This window comes from Spirosoma horti (assembly GCF_054776595.1).
This window is the reverse complement of sequence record NZ_BAAHBQ010000012.1, coordinates 1-18,658: the sequence shown is the minus strand read 5'-3', so window position 1 is coordinate 18,658 and position 18,658 is coordinate 1. Positions and strand designations below refer to the sequence as shown.

23 protein-coding genes are annotated in these 18,658 nt (G+C 48.4%); 18 read left to right on the top strand and 5 right to left on the bottom strand.

All coding sequences use genetic code 11. The features are described from left to right. The first annotated feature begins 17 nt into the window (after window positions 1-17). From ACYVAM_RS28805 to ACYVAM_RS28760, 10 genes are all read left to right on the top strand, one after another. The gene (locus tag ACYVAM_RS28805; RefSeq protein ID WP_297369617.1) at window positions 18-254 is read left to right on the top strand and encodes a hypothetical protein; all 237 of its coding nucleotides are present in this window, start codon (window positions 18-20) and stop codon (window positions 252-254) included. 255 nt (window positions 255-509) lie between these two features. Next, window positions 510-851 (top strand): hypothetical protein, encoded by a 342-nt coding sequence (locus ACYVAM_RS28800; RefSeq protein ID WP_461073609.1) that lies wholly within the window; start codon window positions 510-512, stop codon window positions 849-851. A gap of 71 nt (window positions 852-922) precedes the next feature. Next, window positions 923-1,141: a hypothetical protein gene (locus ACYVAM_RS28795; RefSeq protein ID WP_461073607.1), complete on the top strand. Its 219-nt coding sequence runs from the start codon at window positions 923-925 to the stop codon at window positions 1,139-1,141. A 795-nt stretch (window positions 1,142-1,936) separates the two neighbouring features. Then, window positions 1,937-2,761, top strand: coding sequence for a recombination directionality factor (locus tag ACYVAM_RS28790; RefSeq protein WP_461073605.1), 825 nt, complete (start codon window positions 1,937-1,939; stop codon window positions 2,759-2,761). A 132-nt stretch (window positions 2,762-2,893) separates the two neighbouring features. Then, window positions 2,894-3,682 (top strand): ParA family protein, encoded by a 789-nt coding sequence (locus ACYVAM_RS28785; protein ID WP_461073603.1) that lies wholly within the window; start codon window positions 2,894-2,896, stop codon window positions 3,680-3,682. Window positions 3,683-3,691: 9 nt separating this feature from the next. Further along, complete coding sequence (locus ACYVAM_RS28780; protein ID WP_461073601.1) at window positions 3,692-4,978, top strand: hypothetical protein; 1,287 nt, start codon at window positions 3,692-3,694, stop codon at window positions 4,976-4,978. 253 nt (window positions 4,979-5,231) lie between these two features. Continuing rightward, window positions 5,232-6,266 carry an ArdC family protein gene (locus tag ACYVAM_RS28775; protein WP_461073600.1) on the top strand — a complete coding sequence of 345 codons (1,035 nt, stop codon included), beginning with the start codon at window positions 5,232-5,234 and terminating at the stop codon, window positions 6,264-6,266. Between the two features lie 205 nt (window positions 6,267-6,471). Continuing rightward, the gene (locus ACYVAM_RS28770) at window positions 6,472-7,359 is read left to right on the top strand and encodes a hypothetical protein (RefSeq protein ID WP_461073599.1); all 888 of its coding nucleotides are present in this window, start codon (window positions 6,472-6,474) and stop codon (window positions 7,357-7,359) included. A 193-nt stretch (window positions 7,360-7,552) separates the two neighbouring features. Continuing rightward, on the top strand, window positions 7,553-8,053 hold the full coding sequence (locus ACYVAM_RS28765) for a hypothetical protein (RefSeq protein ID WP_297369641.1): 501 nt from the start codon (window positions 7,553-7,555) through the stop codon (window positions 8,051-8,053). A gap of 210 nt (window positions 8,054-8,263) precedes the next feature. Beyond that, entirely contained in the window at window positions 8,264-8,602 is a 339-nt protein-coding gene (locus ACYVAM_RS28760; RefSeq protein WP_297369644.1) for a hypothetical protein, read from the top strand. A gap of 114 nt (window positions 8,603-8,716) precedes the next feature. On the opposite strand, the gene ACYVAM_RS28755 is transcribed toward ACYVAM_RS28760, so the two are convergent. Then, complete coding sequence (locus tag ACYVAM_RS28755) at window positions 8,717-9,709, bottom strand: pentapeptide repeat-containing protein (protein WP_461073596.1); 993 nt, start codon at window positions 9,707-9,709, stop codon at window positions 8,717-8,719. Between the two features lie 383 nt (window positions 9,710-10,092). Between ACYVAM_RS28755 and ACYVAM_RS28750 the strand changes: the two genes are divergently transcribed. The 8 genes from ACYVAM_RS28750 to ACYVAM_RS28715 all read left to right on the top strand — a co-directional run bounded on the left by ACYVAM_RS28750 (window position 10,093) and on the right by ACYVAM_RS28715 (window position 15,912). After that, a complete protein-coding gene (locus ACYVAM_RS28750; protein WP_297369651.1) occupies window positions 10,093-10,470 on the top strand; it encodes a single-stranded DNA-binding protein in 378 nt (125 codons plus the stop codon). A 344-nt stretch (window positions 10,471-10,814) separates the two neighbouring features. Next, window positions 10,815-11,516 (top strand): hypothetical protein, encoded by a 702-nt coding sequence (locus ACYVAM_RS28745; protein WP_461073594.1) that lies wholly within the window; start codon window positions 10,815-10,817, stop codon window positions 11,514-11,516. A 306-nt stretch (window positions 11,517-11,822) separates the two neighbouring features. Then, the gene (locus ACYVAM_RS28740) at window positions 11,823-12,320 is read left to right on the top strand and encodes a hypothetical protein (RefSeq protein WP_461073592.1); all 498 of its coding nucleotides are present in this window, start codon (window positions 11,823-11,825) and stop codon (window positions 12,318-12,320) included. Window positions 12,321-12,625: 305 nt separating this feature from the next. Next, window positions 12,626-13,687, top strand: coding sequence for a hypothetical protein (locus tag ACYVAM_RS28735; RefSeq protein WP_461073590.1), 1,062 nt, complete (start codon window positions 12,626-12,628; stop codon window positions 13,685-13,687). Window positions 13,688-13,970: 283 nt separating this feature from the next. Next, complete coding sequence (locus ACYVAM_RS28730) at window positions 13,971-14,390, top strand: hypothetical protein (RefSeq protein ID WP_297369662.1); 420 nt, start codon at window positions 13,971-13,973, stop codon at window positions 14,388-14,390. 56 nt (window positions 14,391-14,446) lie between these two features. Further along, on the top strand, window positions 14,447-14,806 hold the full coding sequence (locus ACYVAM_RS28725; RefSeq protein ID WP_461073588.1) for a hypothetical protein: 360 nt from the start codon (window positions 14,447-14,449) through the stop codon (window positions 14,804-14,806). 253 nt (window positions 14,807-15,059) lie between these two features. Further along, complete coding sequence (locus ACYVAM_RS28720; RefSeq protein ID WP_461073586.1) at window positions 15,060-15,320, top strand: hypothetical protein; 261 nt, start codon at window positions 15,060-15,062, stop codon at window positions 15,318-15,320. 118 nt (window positions 15,321-15,438) lie between these two features. Next, window positions 15,439-15,912, top strand: a complete 474-nt coding sequence (locus ACYVAM_RS28715) for a hypothetical protein (RefSeq protein ID WP_297369669.1) — start codon at window positions 15,439-15,441, stop codon at window positions 15,910-15,912. Window positions 15,913-15,971: 59 nt separating this feature from the next. Here the strand turns inward: ACYVAM_RS28715 and ACYVAM_RS28710 are convergent, their stop codons facing one another. The 4 genes from ACYVAM_RS28710 to ACYVAM_RS28695 form a co-directional block, all read right to left on the bottom strand. Next, a complete protein-coding gene (locus ACYVAM_RS28710; RefSeq protein ID WP_297369672.1) occupies window positions 15,972-16,388 on the bottom strand; it encodes a TraQ conjugal transfer family protein in 417 nt (138 codons plus the stop codon). A gap of 11 nt (window positions 16,389-16,399) precedes the next feature. After that, a complete protein-coding gene (locus ACYVAM_RS28705; protein WP_297369675.1) occupies window positions 16,400-16,999 on the bottom strand; it encodes a conjugal transfer protein TraO in 600 nt (199 codons plus the stop codon). Window positions 17,000-17,004: 5 nt separating this feature from the next. Continuing rightward, window positions 17,005-18,357, bottom strand: coding sequence for a conjugative transposon protein TraN (traN, locus tag ACYVAM_RS28700; protein ID WP_461073583.1), 1,353 nt, complete (start codon window positions 18,355-18,357; stop codon window positions 17,005-17,007). 62 nt (window positions 18,358-18,419) lie between these two features. Further along, window positions 18,420-18,658 (bottom strand): hypothetical protein (locus ACYVAM_RS28695; RefSeq protein ID WP_461073581.1); only part of this gene is annotated, 239 nt, incomplete at its 5' end.

Here is an 18,658-nt window from a genome sequence, read left to right as displayed (position 1 = left end):
TACGCCCTGTTAGGGAGATGAAGGCCCTGACCCAGCAAGCCGTTTACCAGTTTCTGAATGAACTATATCAAATTGACCAAACCTTATCGGGCAATTACAATCCTAACCAGGATGAGGACGTAACCTTAACGGGCCTGGGAGAAGGGGTACTGGATAAGTTTCCTATTGAGGTGAATGATCCGCAGGAAAATGACGTCTTTGAGCGGTCCCGCGCCGGCGGACCGGCCGCCGCGGTGGGTTTATCTGTGGAGTAACAGTAAAGGGTTTCCGGGTTAGCTATTCAGTTGATGAGCGGCTCCAAACGGTTATGCTTGCTTCACTTCACCTACTCAAAGGACAAAGGGCATGACTAATCATCCGTGGTGATGATCGGTAAGAGTAAGAAGGCTACGCCCATTATAACAGGGGAAAGGGGACGTGGTGCAGGTACTAACGAGTTTCCCTTAACCCCCAGCCATCGGCCTGTTCTGACGATCTTTAGGGTATAGAAAATCAGCCACTACTCCGCTATGCAGCCTGTTCTTACCCCCGCTCCCCAAAAACAAAACGGCATCCGTGCTCAAATCTATCGTCATTATGGACCCAATGAGCAGCATTTGCTGGGTCACGTCGATAGCGTCGTCATTGTCGGTGAAGGCATCACCGGGAATGCGTTTGTCTCGGAGCGATGCCCCGCCGTTTACCTTGAGCCAAGTGCGTTAGGCGAAGAATACGCCCCCCATCTGCGGCCAGTTGGTCATGAGAAAAAACAACTTATGGCTAGTGGGGATTTGGTTTACAGCGATCAACCCGATTTCGCTGCGCATTTTAAGGGGTTTCTGAAACTCCATGACCGCTACGAAGGACGTTAAAGGAAATGCTTTGTGTCACGTGTCTAGAAAAAAGGATGGAGCATGCCCTTCAAGCCTGTCAGTTACTAGCTATGCCTGACCAGCAACTGACCAGCCAATTAACCTTATTTTCGTCCGAGCCCGTCAGGACCCGGCGTTATGGCCCCTGTATAAATGCCTGGCAGCCGGATTTATTGGCCCCGCCCCACCAGGACGATGCGGCCGATGCAGTGGGTTATGCAGGAATCGACTACTGCTGTCCGATTCATTATGTACGCTATCTGCGTTACAAATGGAACCTGGATGAATAAGCACTGCCCGAAACATCGGCATGTCTGTCTGGCGCATTTACCTCACTTACCGAGTCACCTTAGCCCGGTCGAGGGCTACGCTACTCTCCCATCGACCGGGCTACCCTGCCTCGTTTCATGTAAAGTAGGTTCACCGCTCATCACCGGCCACATCGGGCAAAGCCCTTGAGCCAATGACCAGCGCCAAACCTACTACTTCACCTGGCATCTTTTCACTGCACTTATTCACTTAATCCGGCTAAAAACCGGGATATAACGGGGAAGGATCTAAGCTAAGTTGCTCATTTATAGTCTCCACTAATCAAATTTTCGGCTAGTCAGAACGTATCTTACGACTATCAAAAAAGAAGAAATTATGCTTACCTCTCCTGTTTTTCGATCCCAGTTCCTCTCCGAAAGATTACGCCCGGTAGCTCCTGAATCACCGCTACTGACCAATTCCCATTTCTGGAACTGCGCTTGTCCAGAGCGGTTTGTTCATTCGAAGCTCGCCTCTTTCTGCCTGGTTTGTGGCTGCTGTCAGCACGAACAGCCCGATAGCCTGGTTAGCGAGGTAAGTACCTGTCGCCTTACGCGGGACTTACTAATACGCCTGTAGTTGCTGACAATGAAAGGCTAAAGGTATTATTGTGATCGTAGGCAGAAGCTAAGCTTATCGCATGACATTCAGAACATTAAATCAAAAAGTGAAGAGAAAATCCTGACTTTTTAGTTGTAATGACCGAAAAAAAAACACATATTGCTTTATATTTAGGCCAATATGAAATGGTTACACTTATCTATTTTCATTGAACTATGCGGATTATAACGTCAATGCAACCCGTGGCTACTGGCGGCATTCCGCAGGAAGCTATTCCTGAAATAGGGCGAATTGGCCTGGGAAAACTCGTGCACACGGAAGGGGGGAAGGTATACCCAACCGCCACGGATTACTTTGTGCCCCGTGGCCGGGCTCAGGATTTATTCACGCAACTGTACGGACCGGAGCCACGCCAGTTGCCAATTTGTTTTTACAACGATGCGGAGGAAGCCAGCTGTAATGTACGGCTGGAAATCCGGGATCGGAAGGGCGATTTATACGCCTATTCGGACGGCCAAACGTTTTATTTCCGACCTAAAGACGGAAGTCCAGGCTATACCAAACTGGTTACGTTGCAACAGGTTCCGGATATTGCCTTACTGACCGAAGCACACCTACAAAAAGGACTTGCGCCCGATAAGGCCAAGCACATCGTTTGGAAGCCAACCTTATCTTTGCGTTTTATGATTCGGGACTTTCCCCTGGTAGGGTATTGGCAGATCATGACGCATGGCGCACAATCCACCATTCCCCAGGTTACCAGAATGGTAGACACCTGGAAGCAATTACTGGGAAGTTTGTGTATGGTACCCTTTGTCCTCAGCATTAAACCTGGTAAATCAAGCGATAAAGCCAAACAGTTCACCTACATTAATCTGTTGCCCGACTTTTCTCTTGACCATGCCCGGCAATTTGCTCAGAACCGCCCCAAGGAACCGGTAACTTTACCACAAGCCAGTTTACTTAATCCACTTGAGATAGGCCCGCCTGACCAGGTATATGAACCAACTGTCGTGTCTTTGCAGGCTGGACACGTATAAAATTTTGATCTACTACGCCCGGTTGTTCCGGCCGCATCTACCGGGCGGTTGAAACAAGTTGGTCCATTTTCGCTGAATGTAGATATTCCTTAGTTTTTTTGTTGACGCATTTCTTCCCCGTTACTTATTACCATGTCAAAACCAATTATTCTGGCCGTATTCAACAACAAAGGCGGCACGGGCAAAACAACGATAACCTTTAACCTGGCGGCCGGTATAAACCGGCGCGGTCACTCCGTGCTTATGGTAGATTTGGACCCTCAGCATAACCTGACCATGGCCGTGGGCTTGCCGGCTAAATCCAAGCATGTCGGTGATTTGCTGACGGGGGATGCGCAGTGGGAAGACGTAATCGAGATGACTAAGACTAACGGGCATCCCTTTGGCTTTCTGCCCGCTAGTTTGGATCTGCAGCGTTCCGACGCCATTTTAAGTAACGACGCGGAATTTTTCGCCCTACGCAATTTGATCGAAGAAGAGGTTGAAAAAGCACCGGACGCATTTTATGACTTCGTGGTGATCGATTGCCCGCCGAACCTGGGTATCCTTACCCGGAATGCCTTATGTGCTGCTCATTACTACATTGTTCCGCTGCAGGGTGAGAATTTTGCCTTCCAGGGACTGGCCCAGATTATCAAGCAGGCGACCCGCATGAAGAAAGATTTTAACCGGTCGCTTGAACTGGCAGGCATTCTTAAAAATCGGTTTGGGGAACGTACAAAGTTTGGTTCTGAAATCAAGAAAGCTTTAGTGGAAAGTAAATTGCCCGTCTTTACCGCCGCCATCCGGCAGAGCATTGGCCTGATGGAAAGCGCAGCCGAGCATAAATCCATATTTGAGTATGATCCGGGCAGTAACGGAGCTGAAGATTTTAATCAGTTAGTGGATGAGCTGCTAGCCATTCTTACTACCGCCAACTAAGTGTCAATTATGGCTAAGAAAACAAAAGATTTTTCGCAACAGGTAGGTGGCATTCTAAGCAGCGCGTTAACGCCTGAACCGGAACCGGAGGTGATGGTGAATGATGTACCCCTGCCAACGCGCCGGTTTGGTTCCAGCTCGGTTAAAACCCTCACCCCATTAACAACGGCCGAAGCCGCTCAACTGGCCCGATTGGAGGCAACGATTGACCGGGGCATGAATACCTTTCTGGATGTCGGCCGGGCATTGATTGAAATTCAGGAAAATAAACTGTACCGGGCTACCCACCTGACCATTGAGCAGTACATGCTGGAACGGTTCAGTCTTAACCGAAATCGAGGCTATCAACTTATTGAAGCGGCTAAAGTTGTTAATCAGATTGCGGAAGAAATTAAATCCGATCCGGTTGAAGCAACGGATGCTTCGTCGACGGAAGGCTACCAGGCCGTTCCTACCGGGAAAGTACGTCGGTCAAAGCCCTCACCCTCAACGGCGAAACAACCCGAGGACGTCGACTATACGGAAGAGTCCGGTGATGGTACAAATTTAGCCGAACCAGCAGATACCGAAACGGCTGGGCAATCTTCGGGCCCCACAAGCTACGTGTGGTCAGCACCCGAAGAGGGTGAAGAAACAGGTGAACAAGGAGAAGGTGAACTATTAAAGGGGAAAAACACGTCCATTCCCTTGCCCAATACCGAATCTCACGCGGCTGCGCTGGCTCAGCTGCCGGAAGATCAACGAACTACTATTTGGAAGAAGACCGTAGCCGAGAGCCAGCAAGACGGCAAGCCGATTACGGCCAGCCGCATTAAAAAAACGGCCGAGAAAGGAGGGGTTCCACTTAACAAAAAGGCACCCAGGGACCGGTCACCCGCTAAAAATGCGGTTGGAAATAATCCTGATGCCAACGACGATTTTTCCGATGCGGCCCTGGAGCATACGCGTCAGGCGATGAACAATCCAACTTGGTTAGCAGAGGAAACCAAAACCGCGAGGGGCAGCGATTTAGGAGAGGAAGAATCAGTTGAGGTGGGCGAGGAGAAAACGGGCGATGCGGTGATGGATGTCGCACCAGTGGGTTCGCGCCAGGCTCTTAGTGAAGCGTTGAGTGAAAAAATCGTTCAGGCCTTACCTGGTGAAATTATGATTACCCTACGGGGTTCTTTTCTTATTCGTGAAGGTCTATCCGAAAGCTGGCAAACGCTTCGGGGGGATGATCGGGCGATTGATGAACAGTATTCCGACACCCTGACGATTCAGGAATTCTGGGACTTGATCGGGGCGAAAAGGTAGTAAGTCGATACATGACAAGTATCCTGGCAGACATCTTACGGTGTCTGCTTTTTTTATATCCACCCGTGCGCTACCAAGTGAGCAACACGAAAATTATACGGGCAAGACTAAGAAAAACCTCACCCAATTCATTTTTTATAACAGGGAAAAAGGTAACACACAGAATGTCCATCAGCCGTTCATTATCAGACTATTATAGGGCTTTAGGGGGTAAATTTAGGCTACAAACAAACAGCAAAAAACCCCTTATTTCATGACAACGCTATCAAAAAAAACTGCCAAAAAATCCAACGTAGGAAAACGTACTCAAAATTATGTCCCACCTACTTCACCCACCGCCACGGACGATACAATGGGCGGTAAGATGGCCCGGCCTGGAATGGCTTTTTTGTATGATAAAATTACCCAAACAATAATTACTCAATTAGAAAAGGGAGTCATCCCCTGGAAAGCTCAGTACAAGAAGAATGGGTATGGTTTTCCGCAAAATTACTGCTCGAAACGGCCTTATACATCCATCAATATGTTGCTGCTGGCTCTGCTTCCGTACGAGAAACCCTATTACTTAACCCTAAAGCAAATTAACCAACTGGGCGGACGAGTCAGAAAGGGCGAAAAAGGGCATATTGTTACGTTCTGGAAATTCCCTAGCGAAGACAAGAAAGCAGCCTTATTAGCAGCGGGAAGAAGCGCAGCGCCGTTATTTCGATTTTACTACGTCTGGAATATTGACCAGACAGACGGGATTGATGTCAAACTGCCAGATTTGGACGCGCTGGTTGAAACCAACCGACAACTGCAAATCAATGAATTGCAGGAGATTGTCGACCGGATGAGCCAGGACGGTATTCAGATTTCACATACGTGCCCCGGTACTCCTTGTTATCTACCCCGCAAAGATTCCATTATCATACCAACCATCAGCGAGTTCAGGACACCCGAAAATTATTACAAAACGATGTTCCATGAGCTTGTTCACGCTTCGGGTCACCCCAAGCGGTTAAACCGGGAGTCTATTGCCGCTTATGTGGCAAACCGCGAGCCGAATCCATTGGCTTACGCATTTGAAGAACTGATTGCTGAGTTGGGTACGTCATTTTTATTGAATGCTTTGGGCGTTAATTTTAGTCAGCGCGACGATTTGCTGGAAAATGCTGCGGCTTACATTGACTATTACAGCAAGCTGTTGTCCAGTGATCGAACGATCATCGTGAAGGCCGCTTCTAAAGCGCAGGCCGCAGCCGACTACATTCTTAATCAACACTCGTTGCCCGATGACGACGAGTAATGAGACTGCCCGCCGGTCAGCGGGCTGGTTTTTACTTCACCTTTTCATTGGTAATATGATTAAAAAAATGAGTGACCGAAAAAAAAATAGTTTGCTAAATCCCAAACCGCTACCCAAGAGCTCCTTAGGCCGTCTGCTATATTCGTTTAACTTTGTGTGAAGCGTAATGACCGAAAAAAAACAACTAAAAGCTTGCGTTTAACTCATGACCAGAAACTTATTCCTGTTTATTGGGTTGGCTAGCCCACTGATGGCCTGGCAGCCAGCACACCCGGCCGCACCCTCGATTCCAAGCCTCACCCCCGCTGTCCAAGCAACGACGCCCGATCTGGTTCAGCGTGAACTGGATGCCCAAAAGCTCAAGTTACGGATGCCCATCGGTGCCTCATCGGCCTCTTTTGATTTATCGGACTCGGCCCGGCGGACCATGATCAGTTCACCGTCTGTATTACGGTTTTCGGATCAGATTCAGCTCACCCGACAAGATTCGATAACCATGCGGGGACTCATGGATCTTCCCATCGCCTCACTCAGCGAAGTAGTGTCAAAAATGGACTTTTATACCCAGGTTCGTTTTGTTCGCTTCGGCCTTCTCCAGATAAACGGTAGGCCCCAGGAGGCTCGTCTGTACGCCAGTAAGCTTTATATTCTGACGGATGAGATCTTTCCCCGCAAAGCCATAGAAGATAGCTTAACGATTGAATCCGCGCTGGCCAACCAACGCTCGAAAATCCAGCAAAGCACGGACAAGACGCCAAAGGTTGCTTCTATAAAAGAACAACCCGCTCCTACCAGCAGCTCCTCCTGGTTACCTTCACTTATTCTGTTAGTTTTTGATGGAGCTGGCGGGTACTACTGGCTAGTTATACGGCCCCAATCGAAAAAAACAACCAAGCTCACCAGCGTATTTTATGAGCAGGAATCAACTTTGGAATCGACTGAGGTAACTCGCAACCCCAACCCAGTAGGCACCGAACCCGATGGCAGGGACGACCTGCTCAATGATTCCTACACCCATCCCCATTCGGTTGAATCATCTGCTGAGGACTTGTCAGCGACTTCCACCACGCAGGCTGAACCCAGTCATACCTAACAATGTAATCATATGGATAAACACTAAAAGGGGGCCATTGCCCTCTTTTTTGTTTGTGTACATAAATAACGGGGGAGAAAAAGAGGCGAGACACCAACCAGCCCTATTGGCAAATCGGCAAAAAATAGTTATATTACTATCAGTAAATCAGATAGTTAACTACTTTTTGTGCGTCAATAAATCACCCTCGACTATGAATTCAGGTCACCCCCCCGTTGCGAACGCAACCCAGGCGCATCATAACTTTCTTCAATTTCTATTATACCGTCAGGCTTTCGTTGAGCAACGGCATCCTCATTTATGGGTAAACTTATACCGTGGCTATAAGGAAGCAAATTTACCCATGCTTAAAGCGGGTTTCGAGCAAAAAAGCCATCAGTTTGGGGGTGTTTATGACGTACTGGCTAGTCAACCAAATCTGCTGACAGAATTAAACTTTAAGACTTTAGAACTGGAATCCATATTGCCCCCTGAACTGCGGAGTTTTCATCTGGATACCTTAAAACGGGCTATCAAGCTTCAGGCTGAACACTCGATTGATTGGTCAACCAAAGAATACGACTATACCATTACCCTGAAGCAACAGGAGGGCTTTTATAAGGGATGGGTCCATCAGTACTGGCCGGGTACCTGTAATGGAAATGTCTGGTTAATAATTAACCCCATGACGGCTATTTTTTACCTGGTTTCGTAACGAATGCCAGAAGACTAAAACCGCCCTATTGGGCCAACATGCGCCCAATGGGCAGATTAAACACTTCACTTAATCAGAGCCGTAAGCTGGCTCAGTATAACAGGGGAAAAGTCAGCCGTCAGCCGTTCATCAATTCGTTATTACCTGGAAAGACGTGGCCGCAAAGGTGTATTTTTATATAAGATTAATTCGGCAAACGAGCTTAAAACGATGCATACTGCGCAAGCCACTGATGTAACGGCAAATCTGAGAGTAGCAAGTCCTGAAATTATGGAGATGCATTCACTGATTACAAAAATGGGATTTATTATGATGGGGGCAACCCACATCCGATTCAGTAATCAGCAGTATCTATTAGCCTGGTCAATGGGGTCAGGGGCTAAGTGTGTAGCCATAAATATGTTTTACCGACCCGGATTGGATCTCTATACGCTTGACTTTATTAAATCACATAGCGATTCGGCAAGAACTGTTCGGATGGACCGGGTTTATGGGGAGGATGTAATAGGGGTAATTGAACGGGAAACCGGGTTTTACCTTCGGTTGTAGAGGAATGGTTGTAAAGGGGTAGATCAGGGCAATCGCAGTGCGTTTGCCCTGTTTTGTTGGTCTTTACTACTTCACCTCCTTACAGCCAAGTCCCTCGGTCATACCTGCCGATCACTAAAGCGAGACCCATTTATAGAGCAGGTTAGCCAGGGAATGAGAAGTGGGCCGCTCACCGGTTTGAATTGAGCGCAGAAATTGCCAGATAATCCATTCGGTACTTCCGGGTACATTTTGCCAGCCGGCACCAACCCGGTAGCCAAGGCACCGGGATAGGAAATCGCTTAAGCTTTCGGCCGATCCTGCCTGCCAGTGACCCGCCTCAAGAGCCGCAACCCATACGGGTTTTAGCAGCGGATAAGCCAAAACCAGGTGCTGTATCCGCTGACGTATCGGTTTTAAATTTGCCTTTTCCAGTGCAGCAACCGAAATAGAAATTCCCCGCAGGTATGTCCCCCGGACATCGCAACCGGTAAGATCAGTATACCGCAGGTCACAGCCCGAAAGATCAGACCCTTTTAAACTGGCCTGATGTAAATGGCACCAGGATAAGTCGCTCATCTGTAGTTGACAATCCAGAAAATGGGCTTTCTCCAGGTTCGATCTACAAAAGCTGACGGATTGGAAATTAGACCCCGTAACCCTGGCCCCCGTTAACTGACAGTCAGCCAGCTGGCTGCCGTGCCAATCTACCCCCGATGCTGCCAGATCCGTCAGCGTCGATCCCCGTAGATCAGCCCACATTCGACCAGCCGTGACAAGTGCCTTCGTCAAGCTGGCACCCGTTAAATCCATACGCCTGGTGCCAACCAGGTGAACTTGGACAAGTTTGAGCCCAGGCAGCTGCAGGCCTGCCAGCACCCGGCCTTGAGAAAAAGCCGTCTCCAGTAGTAAGCGACGACGTGCCTGTTCCGATACGGATCGATTACGCCGGCTTTGCAAAGAAACCAATACCTCACCCCGGTCATTTCGTAAGTCTATCTGACCCGATTCTTGATCGGGCTGGTCAGCACCATCGACGGTAAACCGACTATAATTCGTGCCTGACAAGTCATATCGAATGAGTTGTGGCTGTTGTGCAAACAAGTCTAATTGGCTAACAAGCGTCATTTGAACTAGGATTGGTAGCAGTAGTGACAAGATAACATCCTATCAATTGAGTTGACCGAAAAAAAAACAAAAAGAACTTTTCAAGCATCTTCTGATGAATTATTTAACTTTATGTCAGAGAATAACTGACGGAAAATGAAGGGGATATCGCAGTGATATAGCCTATAGCGTTGAGGGCTGGGCTACTGGAAAAAGATTAACGCGTCAGCTTACCAATAAATAAAATTAGAACCCCCGTAAAGGGCGGCACATAACAGGGAAGAAAGTGTTTAGTTTGTAGTTAAGTTGCTGACATTCAGGTTAATGACTAAAATAAATAGAGGTTATCTTTATAGTGTTAAATCAATTAATCATCGCCTAATCAGGCACAAACCGGTAAAGCCATGTCTATGTTCGGGTTGAACAAATTTGTAGGAATTGGTCACGTTGGATCAACGAGGGTTTTTAATGACTCGTTGAGTCAGCCATTAACGGCAATATCTATTGGGTTGGATGACAGCTACAAGACAAAAGATACGCAGGAACTAGTATCTAAAACCATCTGGGTTGAATGCGTAGTCAAAGGTGATCGCACGGAAACCTATAGCAAAGGGCGATTGATGCTGGTGGAAGGTAAAGTAACGGCGGAAGCCTACACCGATAAAGACGGTAAGCCAGCCGCCAGCATTAAAATTAAGAATGCACGCGTAAAGGTGCTGGATAAAAAATCGGTTAGCCAGGAGTCTGAAGAAGAATTTGTTGATGACGAGTATTCGTCTTGAGCAAAAAGCTGATGAAGTTTGAACGGTTCGTGTCCCACACACGAACCGTTTTTTTTGGGATATACATTCTGGAGGTTGTAGGAGACAAGGTTAACGACCACTGCATAGCACTTCACCATCGCATCACCTACGGTGGTATTGGATTCGATAGTGTGGCCCCCCTAACCCCCTACGGGGGGATCATAACAGGGAAAAGGGCGACGGATAGCTTATGGTCTAACTATCTGTTAAACAGCAATTTAAGGGGTGGGGGTGGTATCTTTAATTAAGTAAAATAAATCATCCATCGCCGGTAGGCACAAACGCGGCGGCCGGTCCGCCGGCGCGGTACCGCCCCAAAAACCATGATTAAACTTGTAGAACCCAAACGCTCGCAGGTCGTAAATTTTTTGAAAGGAATGGGTCTGGTATTCGCCACATTCTTATTGTACTGGATTGCTACCCTGCTGTTTTGCCCTACTTGTCATGGGCAGGACACAGCGGCTATCACTCCGGTTAAACCATCACCCCTTAAGAGTTCTTATTTGAATCCGTACGCGCTGGGGATGAATAAGCAGTCGATGGGTTTAAAAGCATTCTTTGATGCCGTCGAGCGCATTAATAAACCGGATAGCTGCCTCCCTAAAAAGGCAGTTGGAAACGTGGGTCTTGGACTGGCTGTGCAAACGAATGGTACCCTGTTCGTTAATGCGACCGCTAAAACCAAATGGGGCGGCTATGTAACACTGCTCGCTGGACGTCGAAAGAACGAACTGTACGTTGGGGCGCAGGGCCAGTACAAAGCTAACCCCTCTCTCTTAGCTGGGATCGGATTTGTCGCCCGACCCCATATTTTAATCGGTGGACTAGCCGGAGCTTTCTTCTATCAGGAAGTGACCGTTGCGGATAACCAGCCCACCCGCTACGCGCAGCTTTTACAAGCGGGCAAACTTAAACCCGTATTGCTGTATGGTGTTCAGGTCTCAGCCGAATTACGGCACGTATGGGTATCCGTGAATCTATTGAGCGGGAGCGGGATGGGGATAGGAGCAACCTACTTTTTTTGAGTCAATACCCAAACCCGCTCTAAAGGCCGGTCTGGGTATTTGGGTTTCACCTCACTTTACTACTTCATCCCGCAGGGGCCATAACCGGGGAGAAGGTCACCGGGACATACGGCAACTATACGGGCCTATTTCTTAATTGAAAAGTGGAATGGGTATCTTAGTACAGGGTTAATAATCAATTAGTTATTAGTATTCTAAGTCGAATGAATCCGACAAATAGTCATCGTTCTCACTGGCTTACTAAGCGTATTGGCCTTAAAGTTTGACCCGATAAATGAAGTCAGCACGACAACCCATTAGTCAATTATGGAGACGACATCAATTGGTATTCGACCCGGTTTTTTGCCCGAAGGAACGTATTGGCCCTGTCCGGAAGGAATTACGGTTCAGCGCATCAACATGCTTACTCAGCAAGTCGGTAAGCACATTCTGCCCTGTACACTAGAACAGTTTGAAGAAGGGCGAAGGAAAGCCCGTCAGGGTGATTTAATGCAGGATGCTTTTCCGTTCCTGACACCCCCAGATCGTGAGTTTTTGATTTCAGGAATCCCCCCGCTGCAGTGGGCTGAATTGTTTCCTGTACCGCTTCCATTTTCGCCCTCGTCAGTCGAACAGATCCTGGAGGAATTACGTCCCGTCATGGATGAGCTGTTTGGCGGAACGGCAAGCAGACCGCTTGCTATGGACCGTCTGGTTGAGGAAGTCAGCCGGGATTTTGAACCACTTCTGGACGAAGATCAAACCAAGCTGCAGCATTGGGTCCAACAATGGGCATTACAGCAGGGACTAATACTCGCTGAGTAAGCTACAGGGCGAAGGCCCTGAACGTTTTACTTCACTTTTTCAGGTTGTATTACTAGGCCACACCTGCATAAGGCAGCTACGAAAAGTTTGACTTGCCAGCAGCGTTTGTACAAAATTTTGGACAAAAGCATTGGCTGAAACGAACGCAAGGCTTGCCTTTGTATACGCCCAAAAAGAGGCATAACAGGGAAGAAAGTCACAGATAGTCAATTAGTTAACTATTAATTATAGGGGTTGGCAAGACGCCCTTGGTTATCTTTAGCTAGTTAAAATTCTCAATTACAAACCCCTTATTACTGACGATCATGGCAAAAGCAAAGGGACTTTCCCAAACCGACGATTGGAATCAGATCGCATTTCCCGTTCAGTTGCAGGAGTTTTCAGCCCTCATGCCGGGTTACGAGTCCGTCGCTCGGGATCGGCAAAAATTTATCGTTGGCAGGCCGCCCCAGGCCACCAAGCCAGTAATTTTTGGCTTACAGGGTAAAAATTATTCCCTCTTCCCAAATCAGTTAATTCGCGAGGTAGCCGGTCGGGTTATGGGACGGCATACCCTGCAAGCATCCTATTCGGACCAGGGTGAATTTTCGCTGACCTTAACCTTGCCTGAAGAACGGTTCGAGGTAATTTCACCCAAGCGGCCGGGCAGTCAGCCCTCGACAACGCCCGATACACTGCAAAAAGCGATTATTATCACCAATTCGTATTCGGGAAAGAGCCCATTTACCATTCAGGGGAAAGTTCTCTCCACGCAACGTAGTATAGACACAACCGAAATTGCTCCGCGCATGCGGATTAGTTATTACCGACTGGTCTGTGGCAATGGCTTGATGGGATGGGCCGACGAGTTTATGAGCTTAGACGAGTACGTACAATGGCTTGCCGAGGGGCAGCCAACTCGTCATACCCATGTTCGGGAAACGAAAACATTATTTGAACCGGCGCGTATCGAAACGACCGAACACGTCGAGGTGGGTCAAGAAACAACACTGGCTTACAGCCGAATCCGTCATACCGGATTTACTGAAGTCGATTTCGAAAAGACGCTCAGCGGAATGTTTAATGAATTCGTTTCCGCTCAGGATTCCCTGACGGCTCAGATGTATACCCGGCTGGCTGAACATACGATCAAGCGGCAGCGGGCGGAGAGCTACCTGAAAGGAGTGAAGGTGCCAAAGAAACTGGTGCAACTTGCCCTTGAACGAATGGACGAGGAGGCTGGTCGATTAGCCGCCAAGCCCAATTTGTGGCTATTGTATAATGGCTTGAATCACGCGTTATTTCATCAGCCAACATCCTTAACCATAAATCAACGCTACGACCTGGATGGAAGCCTTTTTCACCATTTGACCCAGGCAGTTATCTAAAGAATAGTGGCTGAAAAATAATTCTTACCGGAAAGGGAAGAGGGTTTATCAACCTTTTCCCTTTCCTCATAACTAACCCTTTATCCCTCATAAAAAATGGCCACTGGAATCATAAAAAGTCGCTGATGCATACCTATATACGTGTAACACTTGTCTGGATCGGACAACTTCCAGTTAAAACCGTCACGGACACTCTTCTCAAGTTTTACGCCGAAGCTTTCTACAGGTACTGACAGCTCTATTGAAAGAATTTGGTATATTTATCAAGAAGTAATCGCAAGTTATGAATACGACACCGCCAACCTTCCCCCTTGTAACAGCCCCCGTTGGGAATTGGCCTTTGCGGTGTATCTATACGCATTTACCCGTAATAGCTGGCCAGCTCGTAGCCTTAGGCCCACTTGGTTATATCAGCCTGGCACCGCTTCGGCGGACCGCCGTGGCGCATCATTCGGACGGTCAGCATCATGCGGCAAATGAAGTGGCGTATCTAATCGCGGTGTTCCAGGCGTATGAGCAACGGCAAGGCTGGTTGCCCCAAGCCGAGTCGGTCCTGATTCAGTTAGCGGAAAACCTGCTTGCGGCCCTGCTCCAAACTGTCCCACCAGGACAGACCCGGTATCTTCATCAGTTGTTGCAAGCGACGGACTTGAAACCATGGCTTAAAGCGCTTAACACGTTACCTGCCAATCCCGACGAATAAGGGCGGTTACTTGGCTGATCAGCCGGAGAGGTGACGACGCTAAGCGAGGAATTTAAATGATGACTGACTTATTTATCATGGATGCGACCCATTTATTAATTCTTGAGCGCTTTGATCGCAATGATCGGTCAGAGGGGACTCACTATCTGTTATTCTCAACTCGGACAATGGCTGAGGATTTCGCCAGAAATATTGCAACAGATTTTTATGAATGTGGCCTACTACCAGAAGAAGGAAACTTTGAGACACAACGATTGAAAGGTGATGTTCTCAAATATAAAGACGAATTTACAATAAGTTGGACCATGCAGCCAAAAGAGCCTGGGGGCTCCATTGGTGATAGTTACTATTTGTCTGTGCAGCCTGTAAAAGCACATTCACCAGAAATGAGATTTGACTTCTGGAATCAACTATAACCAAACTTTTCACTATCGGACGTCGATTAACTGCCATCGGTAATCAATGGATTAGGACCTCTGTAATCTTGTTGCCAACGCTATTTAGTGGGGATGAGCGATACGATCGCTCGCAAAATACTAGAGAGACTACTGGGAAGACTTGCGTAGCGCTAGGGGCAAAATAACGCGTTTAAATTTTGAGAATTCTTTAATAGACAGTACCTTTCGCTTATTAATAACGGAAGATGTGCCCGTTGTTATTACAATGGCCATGTTTGTCATTTTTTTGGTTGGATTTCTGGTTGGCACGTATGTAATCGCCCTTATTGCGAAGTTTATTGGGGGAGCCTTAAAGCCTACTCTGCCTTCGCTGGAGGCCCCTGTGCGTAAAGTTGTCGTTCGTCGCCGTACGATTCAGGTAGGGGCCGGGGACGGTTCACGGGATCAGAACGTACTGCCAACTTCATATACTCAACCTGCGTCTCAGGCAAAACCCAGGCCTAAGGTGGTTGCCTCAAGCCTAGCCGGATAACCGCGCCGGCAGACCGGACAAACCGCTGCCCTATTGACAACGTAATCGAATAGCCCGCTCGTCGGGTATAAAGTTTTTTTACACGGCCAGGCCAGGAATGGCCCGGCTTTTTTTTACCATGCAACTTTCTCTCGAAGCCCTTCTCGAACAATATCAGGCAATCCAGCAACTGTTACTGGTGAAGCTGCAAGGAAAACGGTTTTCCCATGTACAGCCTTTTTGGGCTGACTCCCAGGCTTCCTTTTACAATAAGCGGGGCGGGCGGCGACCTTTTACCTTCGACAATGTTATTGATCTCTTGCGGGGCTTACACATGGAGGATGAGCTCGCCGTGGTTTTACTACTGGCGGACTGCCGGGCATATCTATGGAAGCAGCTCCAGGCGATGCCTCCCGGTATGATTAAAAGCTTACCCCTCGATGAGCCGCTCATCACCCAGTTGTTGTTGGTTCGTGTTCGGGAAGAAACCAGCTGGGAACTGGCCGATCTGCAGTTTCTACTGCTGGTACTTACCCAGCTGCAGAGCCAGGTTCAATATTTGCTGGATCTGCCATCTAATCTGATCAAGCACCAAAGTAAAGCGTCTATGTAAGGCCTGAGTCCACAAAAAAGCCGCAGGACCGATCCTGCGGCTTTTTTATTGTAAAAGGTTTACTTGGCAGAGGTATAACTAACTTCGACAGTTTGTAAATCACCCGACTGATTTTTAACGTAAAATAAAAGCTTGGGCTGGCCAACCGAATCACAACGAACCGCGATCCAGGGAGACAGATCATTAATTGAAAGCCACTCGCCCTGAGCAGCCAACTGCCTGCCTATTTTAACCGCTACGGGGAGGCTTGAGTCGGTGTTCTGAAAACTGACCCGGTAGGAAGTTGCCGAGAGATAAGGGCTGGGATTGATGAGTAAGCGAAATTCAACGGTATCTTTGGCTTGCACCAGCGCGGGCGTGTTGGTAGTCGACACGCTGAATGGAGTCTGGGTCTGCAAGCCAAGATCATCACTCATGCAGCTTCCCAGCAGAAGGCCAGTCGCCATGACGATAAGGTAAACAAATTTGTTTTTCATGATTTGGCCGGTTAAAACGAGTCAAAGGTGAAACGAAGTCCCAGTTGAGCCTGGGTATGCAGGCGGTTAAGATCACTCACGGCATACCATCGTTCGGTAATCCCACCGATCAACGAGATTCGATCGGTCAAAAATACTTCGGCTTCCAAGCCAACATTTCCTCCAAACGTAAAATGACCCTGGGCACCGATGAAACCAATGGGTAGGTCGTGCTGGTCCTGATTGACAATCTCCAGGCCAGTGAAAATGCCAAGCACGGGGGAGATGTAAAAGGTCCTTCGGTAATCGTGAAGCGATATTGGCGCGTAGTCGATGCCCAGGGTATGCCGCTCGCTGATCACCTGGACTCCCAGTGGTTGGTAAAATTTTCGGTCGTATTGATAGCCAATTTTCCAATAATGTTCCCCGCGGGTGTAGCGAACGAAATCAGTTCGCACCAGACTTCCCTGCTGATTAGCCCGCAGGTTAATTCCCCTTGGGAAGCGGTCCATGATCCCTCCCTGCAGGGAAAAGGCGTACTGACCTTTGCGATGGCGCTGGCCGAAACTGCTGTGGCTCAGTAATTCGAAAACCAGTAGCAGGGCGAATGGAAGAAAACGAAGTAGTCTCATGTGAATTAAAGTTTTCCGGAGTTCATGATGTCCTCGTTATTCATCAAAAAGGTGAGGGCTCTTCCGCCACCCGCTTCATTGATCTGCACTAAAATCCGTTTGTTATCGGGAATGGTGAATTTCTGGAAAGCGAGGACCTGTTCCATTTTCTGGTGTCCCGGTATGACCCGAATGCCATCATTGTGCACGTAGAAAGGAACAATCTCGGTTTCCTGAAACGTCGTTCGTTTCGCGATGGTCTTATCGACGATAAAAAAGCGCATGTAGTCAATATCGTAATTGATGTTTGACTTATTTTTCAATTGTAATTTGACGTACATGACGTTGTCTTTCACGTAAAAGCCACGAATGGTAGCCTCCATCAGATTTTCTGATACGCCTAGGTGACGAATCGTCCGCCGTTTGTGATTCACCTGATCGCAGTTGTACACCACTTCCGAAGCGGAGGCCCGAATCCCCGAGAACTGAATAACGCCATCTTTGGCATTGAGGCCATTAATGAATTCTTCCGAATCTTCCCGCGATCCACCCACGCGGGCGGGGCCCTCCGATCCCATTGTGTTCATGGCAAGGTTGAGCGCTAACAAGGCGGGTTGCTCGTTATAGTTGGCCACGAATGAATAGAATTTTCCATCGGTGGTAATAACGCTAAAATTCGTTTCGTTAAAACCCACTTTACTGGCTTTCACCTTCAATACGTTCTCCACGTCGGACGCTTTGTCGGCAATAATATCGCGCGATCCCAGATCGACGGATTTAATCGGCGTTGGGAAAATAATGGATATCGTCTTGTTATAGGGCAACTCTGTATAATACGATTTGACAACATTATAGTCTCGGATCGGTATGGCGGGTACCCGCAGGGCGTGCGCATTATTATTGACAATGGTCATCTCGGCGAGGGGTGTATCATCAATCTGGCTGGCCGGAACGGCCTGATCATCGGCTTCCGGAACGGGAGAGCGCGCCGACACGGATTTTGTATCCGATCTGGAAGGGGCGGCTATGAATCGTTTTTCGCTCGAGCTTGTCACCACTTTAGGCGTGCCAAGCGAGGGTAACGTATCCGGCTTCACCAGCTTAACGGAAGGCGTTGCCCCGGCCAGAGTTGTTGGCTTTTTGACCGGTGCTGTGGCCGTCGAGGCTGAAGGGCTTGTCAATAGACCCCGGCTGGGCAGAGCAGCCGTGAACGTATGGCGAAACGGGCGTCCAGTAGCGTAGGCTACGGTAGCAGGTTGACCGGGAGCCGAGACAGGCCGGTTAGTTCCTGCTGATTGAGCGGAAGCTCCGTTGGTTACCAACAGGCTGATACTGGTGAAGTAAATCAGGCCAATAGGTCGAAAAAAATAAGCGTTCATAAAAAGTTTGGCGAATAAAGGTTAAACAAGGCTGGCCTTCAGGGACCAGCATCCGGCAGGGTTTACTGTTCATTAATAATATTTTGAAGCATCTGTAACTGCATTTGCTTTTCGGTTATCGGACTGGAGACCGGCATAATGGGTGGATTGCCTGGTGTACCGACGGAACCAGTACCCCCTTGTTCGGTGCGGTCGACGGTACGCAGCAGTACGAAGTAATTGTTCTTAAGATAGGCCCGCTGCATTTGCGCTTTCCGCGCGAGACCTTGCTTTACCCCCTGGGTAATTTGCTGACCCGCCT

Coding starts and splice junctions, on each gene's coding strand:
- ACYVAM_RS28805 (WP_297369617.1), top strand. CDS start 18: ATGAAGGCCCTGACCCAGCAAGCCGTTTACCAGTTTCTGAATGAACTA.
- ACYVAM_RS28800 (WP_461073609.1), top strand. CDS start 510: ATGCAGCCTGTTCTTACCCCCGCTCCCCAAAAACAAAACGGCATCCGT.
- ACYVAM_RS28795 (WP_461073607.1), top strand. CDS start 923: ATGCCTGACCAGCAACTGACCAGCCAATTAACCTTATTTTCGTCCGAG.
- ACYVAM_RS28790 (WP_461073605.1), top strand. CDS start 1,937: ATGCGGATTATAACGTCAATGCAACCCGTGGCTACTGGCGGCATTCCG.
- ACYVAM_RS28785 (WP_461073603.1), top strand. CDS start 2,894: ATGTCAAAACCAATTATTCTGGCCGTATTCAACAACAAAGGCGGCACG.
- ACYVAM_RS28780 (WP_461073601.1), top strand. CDS start 3,692: ATGGCTAAGAAAACAAAAGATTTTTCGCAACAGGTAGGTGGCATTCTA.
- ACYVAM_RS28775 (WP_461073600.1), top strand. CDS start 5,232: ATGACAACGCTATCAAAAAAAACTGCCAAAAAATCCAACGTAGGAAAA.
- ACYVAM_RS28770 (WP_461073599.1), top strand. CDS start 6,472: ATGACCAGAAACTTATTCCTGTTTATTGGGTTGGCTAGCCCACTGATG.
- ACYVAM_RS28765 (WP_297369641.1), top strand. CDS start 7,553: ATGAATTCAGGTCACCCCCCCGTTGCGAACGCAACCCAGGCGCATCAT.
- ACYVAM_RS28760 (WP_297369644.1), top strand. CDS start 8,264: ATGCATACTGCGCAAGCCACTGATGTAACGGCAAATCTGAGAGTAGCA.
- ACYVAM_RS28755 (WP_461073596.1), bottom strand. CDS start 9,709: ATGACGCTTGTTAGCCAATTAGACTTGTTTGCACAACAGCCACAACTC.
- ACYVAM_RS28750 (WP_297369651.1), top strand. CDS start 10,093: ATGTCTATGTTCGGGTTGAACAAATTTGTAGGAATTGGTCACGTTGGA.
- ACYVAM_RS28745 (WP_461073594.1), top strand. CDS start 10,815: ATGATTAAACTTGTAGAACCCAAACGCTCGCAGGTCGTAAATTTTTTG.
- ACYVAM_RS28740 (WP_461073592.1), top strand. CDS start 11,823: ATGGAGACGACATCAATTGGTATTCGACCCGGTTTTTTGCCCGAAGGA.
- ACYVAM_RS28735 (WP_461073590.1), top strand. CDS start 12,626: ATGGCAAAAGCAAAGGGACTTTCCCAAACCGACGATTGGAATCAGATC.
- ACYVAM_RS28730 (WP_297369662.1), top strand. CDS start 13,971: ATGAATACGACACCGCCAACCTTCCCCCTTGTAACAGCCCCCGTTGGG.
- ACYVAM_RS28725 (WP_461073588.1), top strand. CDS start 14,447: ATGATGACTGACTTATTTATCATGGATGCGACCCATTTATTAATTCTT.
- ACYVAM_RS28720 (WP_461073586.1), top strand. CDS start 15,060: ATGTTTGTCATTTTTTTGGTTGGATTTCTGGTTGGCACGTATGTAATC.
- ACYVAM_RS28715 (WP_297369669.1), top strand. CDS start 15,439: ATGCAACTTTCTCTCGAAGCCCTTCTCGAACAATATCAGGCAATCCAG.
- ACYVAM_RS28710 (WP_297369672.1), bottom strand. CDS start 16,388: ATGAAAAACAAATTTGTTTACCTTATCGTCATGGCGACTGGCCTTCTG.
- ACYVAM_RS28705 (WP_297369675.1), bottom strand. CDS start 16,999: ATGAGACTACTTCGTTTTCTTCCATTCGCCCTGCTACTGGTTTTCGAA.
- traN (WP_461073583.1), bottom strand. CDS start 18,357: ATGAACGCTTATTTTTTTCGACCTATTGGCCTGATTTACTTCACCAGT.